This window comes from Mycobacterium sp. SA01, from assembly GCF_041287105.1.
Lineage (GTDB): Bacteria > Actinomycetota > Actinomycetes > Mycobacteriales > Mycobacteriaceae > Mycobacterium.
In genome coordinates, this window is record NZ_JBGGNO010000019.1 from 476,063 (window position 1) to 490,051 (window position 13,989).

General features: G+C 67.1%; 11 protein-coding genes. 5 read left to right on the forward strand and 6 right to left on the reverse strand.

Annotation, left to right across the window (positions count from 1 at the left end; genetic code table 11):
- Positions 1-66: 66 nt before the first annotated feature.
- Positions 67-966 (forward strand): fructose bisphosphate aldolase, encoded by a 900-nt coding sequence (locus tag AB4879_RS18240; RefSeq protein ID WP_370508840.1) that lies wholly within the window; start codon positions 67-69, stop codon positions 964-966.
- A 102-nt stretch (positions 967-1,068) separates the two neighbouring features.
- Here AB4879_RS18240 and guaA read toward each other — a convergent pair whose 3' ends face one another.
- Positions 1,069-2,637: a glutamine-hydrolyzing GMP synthase gene (gene guaA, locus AB4879_RS18245; RefSeq protein ID WP_370508699.1), complete on the reverse strand. Its 1,569-nt coding sequence runs from the start codon at positions 2,635-2,637 to the stop codon at positions 1,069-1,071.
- 171 nt (positions 2,638-2,808) lie between these two features.
- On the opposite strand from guaA, the gene AB4879_RS18250 reads away from it, so the two are divergent.
- Complete coding sequence (locus AB4879_RS18250; RefSeq protein WP_370508700.1) at positions 2,809-3,609, forward strand: beta-phosphoglucomutase family hydrolase; 801 nt, start codon at positions 2,809-2,811, stop codon at positions 3,607-3,609.
- Positions 3,606-5,960, forward strand: coding sequence for a glycoside hydrolase family 65 protein (locus AB4879_RS18255; RefSeq protein WP_370508701.1), 2,355 nt, complete (start codon positions 3,606-3,608; stop codon positions 5,958-5,960). Before AB4879_RS18250 ends, AB4879_RS18255 begins: the two co-directional genes overlap by 4 nt.
- Positions 5,961-5,964: 4 nt before the next feature.
- Here the strand turns inward: AB4879_RS18255 and AB4879_RS18260 are convergent, their stop codons facing one another.
- On the reverse strand, positions 5,965-7,701 hold the full coding sequence (locus AB4879_RS18260) for a GMC family oxidoreductase (RefSeq protein WP_102809306.1): 1,737 nt from the start codon (positions 7,699-7,701) through the stop codon (positions 5,965-5,967).
- Between the two features lie 194 nt (positions 7,702-7,895).
- Here AB4879_RS18260 and AB4879_RS18265 point away from each other — a divergent pair, with 194 nt between their 5' ends.
- Positions 7,896-8,762, forward strand: coding sequence for a hypothetical protein (locus AB4879_RS18265; protein ID WP_370508702.1), 867 nt, complete (start codon positions 7,896-7,898; stop codon positions 8,760-8,762).
- 73 nt (positions 8,763-8,835) lie between these two features.
- On the opposite strand, the gene AB4879_RS18270 is transcribed toward AB4879_RS18265, so the two are convergent.
- The gene (locus AB4879_RS18270) at positions 8,836-9,963 is read right to left on the reverse strand and encodes a GuaB3 family IMP dehydrogenase-related protein (protein WP_102809340.1); all 1,128 of its coding nucleotides are present in this window, start codon (positions 9,961-9,963) and stop codon (positions 8,836-8,838) included.
- 19 nt (positions 9,964-9,982) lie between these two features.
- Entirely contained in the window at positions 9,983-11,572 is a 1,590-nt protein-coding gene (gene guaB / locus AB4879_RS18275) for an IMP dehydrogenase (RefSeq protein ID WP_286145655.1), read from the reverse strand.
- Positions 11,573-11,671: 99 nt separating this feature from the next.
- On the opposite strand from guaB, the gene AB4879_RS18280 reads away from it, so the two are divergent.
- Complete coding sequence (locus AB4879_RS18280) at positions 11,672-12,076, forward strand: DUF5319 domain-containing protein (protein ID WP_036340680.1); 405 nt, start codon at positions 11,672-11,674, stop codon at positions 12,074-12,076.
- A gap of 1 nt (position 12,077) precedes the next feature.
- Here AB4879_RS18280 and AB4879_RS18285 read toward each other — a convergent pair whose 3' ends face one another.
- Together AB4879_RS18285 and AB4879_RS18290 are read right to left on the reverse strand one after the other, a co-directional pair.
- Positions 12,078-13,376 carry an anti-sigma-D factor RsdA gene (locus AB4879_RS18285; protein WP_370508703.1) on the reverse strand — a complete coding sequence of 433 codons (1,299 nt, stop codon included), beginning with the start codon at positions 13,374-13,376 and terminating at the stop codon, positions 12,078-12,080.
- Positions 13,369-13,947, reverse strand: coding sequence for a sigma-70 family RNA polymerase sigma factor (locus AB4879_RS18290; RefSeq protein ID WP_102809303.1), 579 nt, complete (start codon positions 13,945-13,947; stop codon positions 13,369-13,371). Before AB4879_RS18290 ends, AB4879_RS18285 begins: the two co-directional genes overlap by 8 nt.
- Positions 13,948-13,989 lie beyond the last annotated feature (42 nt).

Below are 13,989 nucleotides of genomic sequence, written 5' to 3' on the forward strand. Positions count from 1 at the left end.
GCGGAAATCTCCCGGCTGTGCACCCAAGCCGACGGTGGTGACGCGGCCGAAATCGCACCTGGCACGATGCAGGGCATGACGATCAACCGCGAACAAGCCGACAAGGTGGCCAACGGAGCCGGCTTCATCGCCGCGCTCGACCAGAGCGGCGGTAGCACCCCCAAGGCGCTCAAGCTCTATGGCATCGCCGAAGACGCCTACTCCGGTGACGAGCAGATGTTCGACCTCGTGCACGAGATGCGCACCCGGATCATCACCAGCCCGAGCTTCAACGGCGACCGGATCATCGCGGCCATCCTGTTCGAGATGACGATGGACCGCGAGGTCGACGGCCGCCCCACCGCCGACTATCTGTGGAACGTCAAAAACGTCGTACCGATCCTCAAGGTCGACAAGGGTCTGGCCGCCGAAGAAGACGGTGCTCAGGTGATGAAGCCCATCGACGGCCTGGACGCGCTGCTCTCCCGGGCGAAGGACAAGGGCATCTTCGGCACCAAGATGCGCTCGGTCATCAAGCTGCCCGGCGGTGGCCTGGACGCCGTGGTCGAGCAGCAGTTCGCGATCGCTCACCAGATCCTCGGCGCCGGACTCGTGCCGATCATCGAACCCGAGGTCGACATCCACAGCCCGGAAAAGGCTGCGGCCGAAAAGCAGCTCAAGTCCGCGATCATCAGCCACCTCGGTGCCCTCGGTGACGATCAGCAGGTGATGCTCAAGCTCACCCTGCCCGACACCGACGATCTCTACCACGAGCTGGTCGAGCACCCCAAGGTGATGCGGGTTGTCGCACTGTCCGGCGGCTACAACCGCACCGATGCCTGCGAGCGCCTGGCCCGCAACCACGGTGTCATCGCCAGCTTCTCCCGGGCGCTGACCGAGGGGCTGACCGCACAGCAGAGCGACGACGAATTCGACAAGACCCTGGATGAGGCGATCGCCGAAATCGCCGCCGCCTCAGCGACTTAGATTTCACGTTGAGATAGCGCTGAGAGCGACGGCCCCGGCCGAAGATCGCACTCGGCGCTATTTCACTGTCGGGTCATGAAATGCGGCGATGCCGCGGCTGAATCACTCCCATTCGATGGTGCCGGGAGGCTTGCTCGTCACATCGAGCACCACCCGGTTCACCTCAGGCACCTCGTTGGTGATGCGCGTCGAGATGCGTTCGAGCACCTCATAGGGCACCCGCGTCCAGTCCGCGGTCATCGCGTCCTCGCTGGACACCGGCCGCAGGACGATCGGATGACCGTAGGTACGTCCGTCGCCCTGCACGCCGACCGAGTGGACATCGGCCAGCAGCACCACCGGACACTGCCAGATCTGGTGGTCCAGACCGGCCGACGTCAGCTCCTCGCGGGCGATCAGGTCGGCCCGGCGCAGGGTGTCCAGCCGGGACGCCGTCACCTCACCGACGATCCGGATACCCAGCCCGGGACCCGGGAAGGGTTGGCGGCCAACGATGTCCTCCGGCAGGCCGAGCTCGCGCCCCACCGCCCGCACCTCGTCCTTGAACAGCAGCCGCAACGGCTCGACGAGCTTGAACTTCAGGTCGGCGGGCAGGCCGCCAACATTGTGGTGGCTCTTGATGTTTGCCGTTCCCGTTCCGCCACCGGACTCGACGACGTCGGGATACAGCGTGCCCTGCACCAGGAATTCCACCGGATGACCGTCGGAGTCGTTCTCGGCGAGCAGGTCTCGCACCGAACCCTCGAACGCTCGGATGAACTCCCGGCCGATGATCTTGCGCTTGCCTTCCGGGTCATGCACACCCGACAACGCCTGCAGGAACCGTCCCTCGGCATCCACGGTCACCAGGCGGGCGCCGGTGGCGGCCACGAAATCCCTTTGCACCTGCTCGCGTTCACCGGAACGCAGCAATCCATGGTCGACGAACACGCACGTCAGCCGGTCGCCGATGGCGCGTTGCACCAGTGCGGCGGCCACCGCGGAATCGACACCGCCGGACAGCCCGCAGATGGCCTTGCCGTCGCCGATCTGCTCGCGCACCTGCTCGATCAAGCTCTCGGCGATGTTGGCCGGAGTCCAGCTCGCACCGATGCCGGCGAACTCATGCAGGAACCGGCTGAGCACCTGCTGCCCGTGCGGAGTGTGCATGACTTCCGGGTGGTATTGCACCCCGGCCAGCCGACGGGCACGGTCCTCGAAGGCGGCGACGGGGGCACCGGAGCTGGCGGCCACCACCTCGAACCCCTCCGGCGCCGAGGTGACGGCGTCGCCGTGGCTCATCCACACCGGCTGTGAACCGGGCAGACCCGAATGCAGCTCCCCGCCAAGCACTTCCATTTCGGTGCGGCCGTACTCACTGGTGCCGGTGTGAGCGACGGTGCCGCCGAGCACCTGGGCCATGGCCTGAAAGCCGTAGCAGATCCCGAACACCGGCACATCGAGGTCGAAGACAGCGGGATCGAGCTGCGGGGCGCCGTCGGCATACACGCTGGCCGGTCCGCCGGAGAGCACGATGGCCTGTGGATCCTTGGCCTTGATCTCTTCGACGGTCGTGGTGTGCGGGATGACCTCGGAGAAGACCCGGGCTTCCCGGACCCGACGGGCGATCAGTTGGGCGTACTGCGCGCCGAAATCGATCACCAACACAGGACGAGGCGAGGGGGATGTCACGCATAGAGTCTAGTGCGCCGGACGGCCCGACCCCCCGGCAGGCGCAGGTGGCGTTCGGCCGGCGAGGGCCCAGGTCACAGGACCACTGGGGCCGCCCGGCCGGGTCGGCGCCGCGGCAACCGGGCCCAGCACCGTCGGCGCCACTTCTAGCAGCTTTGCGCCGGACCAGGAATGTTCTCGGGTAAGAACGGGAATGGACAGCGGGGGGATCGACAAAGGAGACCGCGGGTGCTGGGACTGCCAGACGAGGTACATGCTTGCTTGTTCGACCTCGACGGCGTCTTGACCAACACAGCCCGGGTGCACACCCGCGCCTGGAAGTCAATGTTCGACAGCTACCTCGAACGACGCGCGCAACGCGCTCACACCGCGTTCGTGCCATTCGACCCTGCGCAGGACTACCGCACCTACATCGACGGCAAGAAACGCCAGGACGGTGTGCGCTCATTCTTGGCGAGTCGCAACATCGATCTGCCCGACGGCGACGAGTCCGACCCGTCCACCGCCGAGACGGTCAACGGGCTGGGCAACCGCAAGAACGCGTTGTTCCAGCAGATCCTGCAGAAGCAGGGTGTGGAGGTGTTCGACGGCTCGCGGCGCTACCTCGAGGCCGTGCATGCCGCGGGCATTCCCGCGGCGGTGGTGTCCTCCAGCGCCAACACCGAACAGGTCCTCCGGATCACCGGTCTGGACCGTTTTGTCCAGCAGCGGGTCGACGGAGTCACGATCCGTGACGAGAACCTGCGCGGCAAGCCCGCGCCCGATTCGTTCCTGCGCGGCGCCGAGCTTCTCGACGTCAAGCCGGCGAACGCTGCGGTGTTCGAGGACGCCCAGGCCGGTGTCGCGGCCGGCCGGGCCGGGAACTTCGGGTTCGTCGTCGGCGTCGATCGCCTGGGGCAGGCTGATGCGTTGCGGCGCAACGGCGCCGACATCGTCGTCACCGATCTCGCAGAGTTGCTCGACTCCAAATGATCAGTGGCGAAGCGTTCCCCATCGAGCCCTGGCAGGTCCGGGAAACCCATCTGGATCTCGACCAATTGGCACAATCGGAGTCACTGTTCGCATTGTCGAACGGGCACATCGGCTTTCGCGGCAATCTCGACGAAGGTGAACCATTCGGGATCCCGGGGACCTATCTGAACTCCTTCTACGAGACCCGGCCGCTGCCTTACGCCGAATCCGGCTTCGGTTACCCCGAGGACGGCCAGACGATCGTCGACGTCACCAACGGCAAGATTCTGCGACTCCTCGTCGACGACGAGCCCCTCGATGTCCGATACGGCGACCTCGACGAGCACGAGCGAATCCTCGATCTGCGCGCGGGAACGCTGACTCGCCGCGTGCTGTGGCGATCACCGGCGGGCAAGCAGATCCGAATCGTGTCGACGCGACTGGTGTCGCTGGTCCAGCGCTCGGTGGCGGCGATCGAGTACGTGGTCGAGGCGCTCGACGAATTCACCCGTGTCACTGTGCAATCCGAGCTGGTGGCCAACGAGGACCAACCGGAGCAATCCGGCGATCCGCGGGTGTCGGCGGTACTGAAGCATCCGTTGGAGGCGATCCAGCACGAGGTCTCCGAAGAGGGGTCGCTGCTGGTGCACCGCACCAAAGCGAGCAAGCTGATGATGGCTGCCGCGATGGATCATCTGGTCGAGGTCCCCGGCCGGGTGGAGATCGACGCCATCGCGCACCAGGACATCGCCCGCACCACCGTCATCTGCGGGCTCCGGCCCGGCCAGAAGTTACGGATCGTGAAGTTCCTGGCCTACGGCTGGTCGAGTCTGCGGTCTCGCCCCGCGCTGCGCGACCAGGTGGCCGGCGCACTGGCCGGAGCGCGCTACACCGGCTGGGAGGGTCTGGTGCAGACGCAGCGGGAGTATCTCGACGAGTTCTGGGACTGCGCCGACGTCGAGGTCGAGGGCGATCCGGACGTTCAGCAGGCGGTGCGGTTCGGTCTGTTCCATGTGATCCAGGCCAGCGCCCGTGCCGAACGACGGGCGATCCCTGGCAAGGGTCTGACCGGACCGGGCTACGACGGCCACGCGTTCTGGGACACGGAAGGTTTCGTGCTCCCCGTGCTGACCTACACCAAGCCGGAGGCGGCCGCCGACGCGCTGCGCTGGCGTTCCTCGATCCTGGGTCTGGCCAAGAAGCGTGCCGAGCAGCTCGACCTTCGGGGCGCGGCGTTCCCGTGGCGGACGATTCGCGGGGAGGAGTGTTCGGCCTACTGGCCGGCGGGTACCGCAGCGTGGCACGTGAACGCCGACATCGCCATGGCGTTCGAACGGTATCGGACGGTCACCGGGGACCACTCCCTGGAAAAGGATTGTGGACTGGCGGTTCTCGTCGAGACCGCCCGCTTGTGGATGTCGCTGGGACACCACGATCGCGACGGTGTCTGGCATCTCGACGGCGTGACCGGACCCGATGAGTACACCGCCGTGGTGCGCGACAACGTGTTCACCAATCTCATGGCCGCACATAACCTTCGGACCGCCGCCGACGCCTGCAACCGCAATGCCGAAACCGCATACGAAATGGGCGTCAGCACCGAGGAGACGGCGGCATGGCGCAATGCCGCCGACAACGCCCATATCCCGTACGACGACCAGCTCGGCGTACACCAGCAATGCGAGGGTTTCACTCGGCTGCGGGAATGGAACTTCACCGACGACACCGTCTATCCGCTGCTGCTGCATCAACCGTACGTCCGGCTCTACCCCTCCCAGGTGATCAAGCAGGCCGACCTCGTGCTGGCCATGCAGTGGCAGAGCCATGCGTTCACCGATGCGCAGAAGGCCCGCAATGTCGACTATTACGAGCGGCGCACGGTGCGCGACTCGTCACTGTCGGCCAGCACCCAAGCCGTCATGTGCGCCGATGTCGGGCACCTGGAGCTGGCCCACGATTACACGCAGGAAGCGGCGCTGATCGATCTTCGCGATCTGCACCGCAACACCCGCGACGGTCTGCATATGGCCTCACTGGCCGGAACCTGGACGGCGCTGGTCGCCGGATTCGGCGGTCTTCGCGACGACGAACACATCTTGTCGCTGGATCCTGCACTGCCCGAGGAGATCTCCCGACTGAAGTTCGGGTTGCACTGGCGCAAGTACCGGCTCACCGCCGATGTCAGCCACGACGAGGTCACCTACACGCTGCGCGACGGGCCCGACGGGCAGCTCACCATCCGGCACGCCGGCGACGAGCTGACGTTGAACACCCGCAACACGACCACCGTGCCGCTGCGGACCCGTCGCGCCCTGCTTCCCACTCCCGAGCAACCGCCGGGCCGGGCGCCGCGCCGGCACATTGCGGAGTGAGCCGCTACGCCCCGGTGTTGATCGGCTCGATCGGCAGGTTGCGCAGACCGCCGGGCGCGTGGGTCGGCACCACCGGATTCTTGGGCGCGATCGGCGCGAGGCGCCGATAGGGCTGTCCCTGCGCGGGGCGCAGATCCTCTTCACCCTTGTTGGGCCACAACGACGTTGCCCGCTCGGCCTGGGCGGTGATGGACAGCGACGGATTGACGCCGAGGTTGGCCGACACCGAGGCGCCGTCCATGACGTGCAGAGTCGGGTAGTTGTACACCCGCTGATAGGGGTCGATAACGCCGTTCTCGGGGCTCTCGCTGATTGCCGCACCGCCGAGGAAGTGTGCAGTCAGCGGAATGTTGAACAATTCGCCCCAGGTGCCGCCGGCCACTCCGTCGATCTTCTCCGCGACACGGCGAGTCACCTTGTTGCCCACCGGAATCCAGGTCGGGTTGGGTTCGCCGTGACCCTGCTTGCTGGTCATCCGCCGTCTGCCGAACGCACCGCGCTTGGTGTAGGTGGTGATCGAATTGTCCAGGTGCTGCATGACCAACGAGATCATGGTGCGCTCACTCCAGCGGCGCGGGCTGAGCATCCGGATCATGCCCTTCGGGTCCTCGGCGGCGTTGTCGAGCAACTGCTTCCAGCGCGGCACGTCGCTGCCCTCGGGTCCCGGCCCGTCGGTCATCAAGGTCTGCAGCAGGCCCATCGCATTGGAGCCCTTGCCGTATCGGCATGGCTCGACGTGGGTGTCCGGGCTGGGATGGATCGAGGACGTGATCGCCACCCCGTGAGTGAGGTCGAGGTCGGGCCGGGCCTCCAAACGTCCTGCGCCGACGATCGATTCGGAGTTGGTCCGGGTCAGCACCCCGAGCTTGTCCGACAGCTTGGGCAGCGTGCCGGTGTCGCGCATCTTGAACAGCAGCTTCTGGGTCCCCCAGGTGCCAGCCGCCAGGATGACCTGGTTGGCGGTGAACGTGCGGCGGCCCTTGCGCGCCACCCGCCCGGTACGCACGGTCTTGATCTCCCAAACCCCGTCGGGCCGCTGAGCGAATCCGGTCACGGTAGTCATCGGGAAGACCTGGGCGCCAGCCTTTTCCGCCAACCCGAGGTAATTCTTGACCAGAGTGTTCTTGGCGCCGTGGCGGCAGCCGGTCATGCATTCGCCGCATTCGATGCACCCGGTGCGCGCCGGCCCAACACCACCGAAGTACGGGTCGGGCACAGTCTTGCCGGGGGTCTTCTCGCCGTCGACCCCGAAGAACACCCCGACCGGGGTGGGGGTGAACGTGTCGCCGACCCCCATCTCGTCGGCCACTTCCTTCATGATGCGGTCGGCGTCGGTGAAGGTCGGGTTCTTGACGACGCCCAGCATCCGCTGCGCCTGGTCGTAGTGCGGCATCAATTCGGCGCGCCAGTCGGTGATGTGCTTCCACTGCGGGTCGTTGAAGAACGGGTCCGGCGGCACGTACAGGGTGTTGGCGTAGTTGAGCGATCCGCCGCCGACGCCCGCGCCGGCCAGGATCATCACGTTGCGCAACAGGTGGATGCGTTGGATGCCGTAGCAACCCAGCCGCGGCGCCCACAGGAATTCCCGCAGTCGCCAGGAGGTCTTGGCGAACTCATGGTCGGCGTAGCGGCGGCCCGCTTCCAGAACGCCGACCTTGTAGCCCTTCTCGGTGAGGCGCAGCGCGCTGACGCTGCCGCCAAAACCCGAGCCGATGATGAGAATGTCGAAATCCGGCGCCATACAAACCAGTATGAACTTACCGGCGGGTAACAAGCTAGCGAGGTGCGCCTAAGTCAGCGAACAGACACAAACTCGGGCGATTTCGAGGCGAGATGCCAGAGTTTGTGTCTGCTCGCGCGTACAGGGGCGGGTTATCCCCAGGCCAACGAACGCGTGACTGCCTCAGCTGCGCTTCGCGCACCACGATGCCGACCATGCCCGACGTCCGCCATATGGTTCCACCTGCCAGCCTGGCTACAACGGCGCAGTTGCTCAGCGTGATGAGCAGGCAGCAACTCGACACGCAGATACAGCGGGGCAAGCTCATCCGCGTGTGGTCAGGCGTCTATGCGACCCACGAACCGACGACCAGGGATCGGCTCGCTGCCCTGGATCTCCTGATGAGGCACGAGGCCGTCGCATGCCTGGGCACCGCCGCGGCACTGTACGGCTTCGATACGGAAGCGACCAGCGCGGTGCACATACTCGACGACGGCACCAGGATGCGTCCAACCGTCGGCCTCATGGTGCATCAGCGCACCGGAGCACCCATCCGGAGGATCGCGGGTCGGCTGGCGACCACACCAGCATGGACAGCTGTCGAGGTCGCGAGGCAGCTGTCACGACCTCGCGCTTTGGCGACGCTTGACGCGGCCTTGCATTCGTCGTGGTGCACCCCGACCGACCTGGCTCGCGTCGTAGATGAACAACGAGGCCGGCGCGGAATCGTGAAGGTACGCGAGCTTCTCGAGGTCGCCGACGGCCGGTCCGAGTCGGCAATGGAAAGCGAAGCGCGCTTGGTGATGCTTGACCACGGATTGCCTGCGCCAGAACTGCAGTACGAGATAGAGGGCCGCGACAGCCAACGCTGGCGAGTTGACTTCGCGTGGCCGGACGCACGGGTGGCGGCCGAATACGACAGCGTTGAATGGCATGCGGGGCGCGATGAAATGCTCAGAGACAGAGCGCGGTTCGCTGGGATTCAGGAACTCGGCTGGGTCATGATCCCGATCGTCAGTGCCGACGTTCGCCAGCAACCTGCCCGACTCGCCAATCGCATCGCGTTCCACCTCGCCGCGTAACCGCCAGCAGACACAAACTCAGGCGATTGCGCGCGAAAAAGTACAAGTTTGTGTCTGCTCGGCGCGACAAGCCTCAGCGGCCGACGGTCAGGCCGACCTTCTGGAACTCCTTGAGGTCGCAATACCCGGCCTTGGCCATCGACCGGCGCAGGCCACCGACCAGGTTGAGCGAACCGAACGGGTCGTCGGAGGGTCCGTTGAGCACCCGGTCCAGCGACGGCCGCTCCCCCGCGGCGATCTGCAGCAGGGCGCCGCGCGGCAGCGACGGGTGCGCCGCCGCCACCGGCCAGAACCAGCCGTCGCCGAGGGCCTCGGCGGATTCGGCCAACGGGGTGCCGAGCACGACCGCGTCGGCGCCGCAGGCGATGGCCTTGGCGAGGTCACCCGAGGTGTGGATGTCGCCGTCGGCCAGGACGTGGACGTAGCGCCCGCCAGTTTCGTCGAGGTACTCCCGCCGAGCCGCGGCCGCGTCGGCGATGGCCGTCGCCATCGGCACGCTGATGCCCAGCACCTCGTCGCTGGTGGTCACCCCGAACGTCGAGCCGTAGCCCACGATCACGCCGGCGGCGCCGGTACGCATCAGGTGCAACGCGGTGCGGTGATCCAGTACCCCGCCGGCCACGACGGGAATGTCGAGCTCGGAGATGAACGTCTTCAGGTTCAGCGGTTCGCCGTCGGAGGCCACCCGCTCGGCGGAAATGATCGTGCCCTGGATCACCAGGAGGTCGATGCCGGCCTGCACGAGTGCGGGCGTCAGTGCTTGTGCGTTCTGCGGGCTCACCCGGACCGCGGTGGTGACGCCGGCGTCGCGGATCCGGGACACCGCCGCACCGAGCAGCTCGGGGTCCAGCGGCGCGGCGTGCAGCTGCTGCAGCAGGCGGATCGCCGCGGACGGCTCGGGCTCCTTATCGGCGGCCTCGATAACCTCCCTGATCTTGGCCTCGACGTCGGCATGGCGGCCGATCAGGCCTTCCCCGTTGAGCACCCCGAGCCCGCCGAGGCGGCCGAGTTCGATGGCGAATTCCACCGACACCAGCGCATCGGTGGGATGGGCCACGACGGGGATCTCGAACCGGTAGGCATCCAGCTGCCACGCCGTGGAGACGTCCTTCGACGACCGGGTCCGCCGGGACGGAACGATGTTGATCTCGTCGAGTTCGTACGTGCGGCGGGCAGTTCTGCCCATGCCGATTTCAACCATGTCGCGCACAGCTTGACCCCTAGCGGGCGTAGTAGTTGGGGGCTTCGACCGTCATGGTGACGTCGTGCGGGTGGCTCTCCTTGAGACCTGCGGCGGTGATCCGGACGAACTGCGCCTGCTGCAGTCCCTCGATGCCGGAGGCGCCGGTGTAACCCATGGCGGCGCGCAGGCCGCCGGTCAGCTGGTGGATGACGGTGGCCAGCGGACCGCGGAACGGCACCCGCCCCTCGATGCCCTCCGGCACCAGCTTGTCCTCGCTCAACACGTCGTCCTGGAAGTAGCGGTCCTTGGAGTAGCTCCGCCCGGTGGATCCGGCCGCACCCCGGCCCTGCATCGCGCCCAGCGACCCCATGCCGCGGTAGCTCTTGAACTGCTTGCCGTTGACGAAGATCAGATCGCCGGGGGCCTCGGCGGTGCCGGCCAGCAGGGAGCCCAGCATCGCCGTCGACGCGCCCGCCGCCAGCGCTTTGGCGATGTCACCCGAATACTGCAGACCACCGTCGGCGATCACCGGCACACCGGCCGGCCTGCACACCGCGGTGGCCTCCAGGATCGCCGTGATCTGTGGCGCCCCGACGCCGGCCACCACCCGGGTGGTGCAGATCGATCCCGGACCCACACCGACCTTGACCGCGTCGGCGCCGGCCTCGACCAGCGCCGCGGCGCCGCTGCGGGTCGCGACGTTGCCACCGACGATCTCGACCCGATGCCCCACCTCGGCCTTGAGCTTGCCGACGGTGTCGAGCACCCGGCGGTTATGGGCGTGCGCGGTGTCGACGATCAGCACGTCCACACCGGCGTCGACCAGGGCCATCGCCCGGTCCCACGCGTCGTCACCGACGCCGACGGCCGCGCCGACCAGCAGTCGGCCATCGCTGTCCTTGGTGGCCAGCGGGTGCTGCTCGGTCTTGACGAAGTCCTTGACGGTGATCAGACCGGTGAGCCGGCCATGCCCGTCGACGATGGGCAGCTTCTCAATCTTGTTGCGCCGCAACAGACCCAGTGCGGCGTCGGCGGTCACGCCCTCTTGGGCGGTGATCAGCGGAGCCTTGGTCATCACTTCGGCGACCGGCTTGTTCATGTCGACTTCGAAGCGCATGTCGCGGTTGGTGATGATGCCAACAAGTGAGCCCTTCGAGTCAACGACCGGCAGACCCGAGATACGGAACCGGGCGCACATCGCATCGACTTCGGCCAGCGTGTTGTCCGGCGAGCACGTCACCGGGTCGGTCACCATGCCGGCCTCGGACCGCTTGACCATCTCCACCTGTCCGGCCTGCTCGGTGATGGACAGGTTGCGGTGTAGTACGCCCATGCCACCCTGGCGGGCCATCGCGATCGCCATCCGGGCCTCGGTCACGGTGTCCATCGCGGAGCTGACCAGCGGCACCTTGAGCCGGATCTTCTTGGTCAGCTGGCTCGACGTGTCGGCGGTGGCCGGCACCACGTCGGAGGCGGCGGGCAGCAGCAGCACATCGTCGAACGTCAGACCCAGCATCGCGATCTTGTTGGGGTCGTCGCCGCCGGTGGGAACCGATTCCCCCAGCAGGGCATTCAGATGCGCGGTCAAGCCGTCGATGCGGCCGGTGCTGCCTTCGGCAATGGTCATCGGTGAGGCCCCCATCAGTGGCGGAATGTGGACACCATCCTATCGGCTCACGGTCACGTTCCCTGGCGCGATACCCGCCGCGTTACGTAGTGTGGAGCCGTGCGCGACCACCTCCCACCAGGCCTGCCACCAGATCCGTTCGCCGACGACCCCGCCGACCCGTCGGCCGCGTTGGATGCGCTGGAACCGGGTCAACCCCTGGATCCCCAGGAGCGCGCTGCGGTCGAGGCCGATCTGGCAGATCTGGCTGTCTACGAGGCCCTGCTGGCGCACCGCGGCATCCGCGGCCTGGTCGTCTGCTGCGACGAATGCCAGCAAGACCACTACCACGACTGGGATATGTTGCGCGCCAACCTACTTCAGTTGCTGGTCGACGGAACGGTCCGGCCGCACGAGCCCGCATACGATCCCGAGCCGGACGCCTACGTCACGTGGGATTACTGCCGCGGATATGCCGACGCCTCACTCAACGAGGCGACATCGGACTACGACGGCTTCCGCTGAGCTACCCGCCGAAGCTGGGCAGCTTCGGCAATTGCGGTAACGCAGGCGCCTGCGGCATCGGGAACATCATCGTGGTGGTCATCACACCTCCCGGCGACTGCATCCGCGGGGCCTGAATGGCCGTCGACGGAATCGACGCAATGGTCTGAGGCACCGTCGCCGTGGCCGTCGCGGTCGCCGCTACGGACGGTGCGACCGACGCCGAGGACTGCTCCACCACGGCCGACGATGTCGCCGCCGCGGCCGGGGATTGCGGGGCCGCCGGGGTCGTTGTCGCCGCGGCCGGCGACTGGGCAGCCGAACTGGGGCTCGACGTCGTACCGGCCAGCGTGGTGGTGGTTGTGGTCGTCGTCGGCAACCTGGTCGTTGTCGTCGTCGCGCTCGTCGGCGTAGTGGGCGCCGTCGTGGGTGCCGTTGTGGTCGGCTGTGTCGTCGTGGTCGGCGCGACGGTCGTCGTCGACGGAGCCGTCGTGCTGGTCGACGGATCAGTCTGCTCGACCGACGAGGTCGGGGTCTCCGACGTCGACGGGCCGAACGTGCCGGTCCCGTCGGGTGTCGTCGAGATCGTGATCGACGGCAGACCCGGAACGCTGGTCGGCGGCACCTCGGGCCCATCGGTCGGGGTGATCACGGCCGGAACGAGCTCGGGCGCCGACGCCGGAACGGTGTAGGTGATACCCGGCGGCACCGTCGCCTCCGGATCCTTCTGCACGACCTTCGCCGACAGCTGATTCCACTGCTCGAGGACCTGCTGCTTCTCCGGCTGGTCGGCCACTGCGCTCACCTGGCTGTTGACCTCGACCAGCTTGGCCTGGGCCTGCTGCCAGTCGCCCTGTGCGACCAACTGCTGCACCTGCTGGAGCTGCTCCTTGGCCGAAGCCAGAGCCACCTGGTCGTCGCGCACCTGGGTGGGCGCACCGAACAGCCACGACCGCAGTCCGTACAGCGCGTCACCCGGTCCGGCACCGGCCACGACCGCGCCGAAACCGCCGAGGGCCAGCACGCCTGCGGCTGCCGCACCGACGATGCTCAGCCCGCGCCGGCTGCGTCCGCTGCTCTGCTTCTCCGCCAGCCCGGCGCGCAGTGCGGTGACGGCGTCACGCTCGGTGATCAAGCCGGTCGCCGGCGGCCAGCGCATCTCGTCGCGCCACCCACCCAGCAGATCGGCGAGTTCGGCGTCGGCCCGATCTTGCGGCGCCACCGGATGCCCCGACGCCAAAGCGTCGATGAACCGCTCGCTGGCCAGAATGGCGTCCAGCGACGGGTCGTCGTTGCGGGAAGAACGTCCGAAGTCAGGCATAGCCGTTACCTGCCGCGGTGATCTCGTTCTTGAGCTTGGCCAATGCGCGGTGCTGGGCGACGCGCACCGCCCCGGGTGTGCTGCCGACAGCGTCGGCGGTCTCCTCGGCGGACAACCCGACCACGATGCGCAGCATGAGGATCTCACGCTGCTTCTCGGGCAGGATCTCCAGCAACTTGGTCATCCGCGCGGCGGAATCCGACTGCATCGCCATCTGCTCGGGCCCTGCGTCGAGCGAGAACCGCTCCGGCACCACCTCGGTGGGATCGGATCGGTTACGGGCCGCGGCGCGATGCGCGTCGGCGACCTTATGGGCAGCGATGCCGTACACGAAGGCCAGGAAGGGGCGACCCTGATCCTGGTAGCGCGGCAGCGCCTGGATGGCGGCCAAGCAAACCTCCTGAGCGACGTCGTCGGCGGAGAGACCGACCCGCTCCGTGGCCCCGAGGCGAGCCCGGACATAACGAACCACGATGGGGCGGATGGTCTCCACAACTTCCCGGAGGGCATCCCGGCTGCCGGCCACTGCCTCAGCAACGGCGGCGTCGAGACGTTCTCCTGGAATTGTCATCGACGGCGATATCTCCAACGTTACGTTCGGGACGCTTCCCGG

Coding starts and splice junctions, on each gene's coding strand:
- AB4879_RS18240 (WP_370508840.1), top strand. CDS start 67: ATGCAGGGCATGACGATCAACCGCGAACAAGCCGACAAGGTGGCCAAC.
- AB4879_RS18250 (WP_370508700.1), top strand. CDS start 2,809: ATGTTCTCGGGTAAGAACGGGAATGGACAGCGGGGGGATCGACAAAGG.
- AB4879_RS18255 (WP_370508701.1), top strand. CDS start 3,606: ATGATCAGTGGCGAAGCGTTCCCCATCGAGCCCTGGCAGGTCCGGGAA.
- AB4879_RS18260 (WP_102809306.1), bottom strand. CDS start 7,701: ATGGCGCCGGATTTCGACATTCTCATCATCGGCTCGGGTTTTGGCGGC.
- AB4879_RS18265 (WP_370508702.1), top strand. CDS start 7,896: ATGCCCGACGTCCGCCATATGGTTCCACCTGCCAGCCTGGCTACAACG.
- AB4879_RS18270 (WP_102809340.1), bottom strand. CDS start 9,963: ATGGTTGAAATCGGCATGGGCAGAACTGCCCGCCGCACGTACGAACTC.
- guaB (WP_286145655.1), bottom strand. CDS start 11,572: ATGACCATTGCCGAAGGCAGCACCGGCCGCATCGACGGCTTGACCGCG.
- AB4879_RS18285 (WP_370508703.1), bottom strand. CDS start 13,376: ATGCCTGACTTCGGACGTTCTTCCCGCAACGACGACCCGTCGCTGGAC.
- AB4879_RS18290 (WP_102809303.1), bottom strand. CDS start 13,947: ATGACAATTCCAGGAGAACGTCTCGACGCCGCCGTTGCTGAGGCAGTG.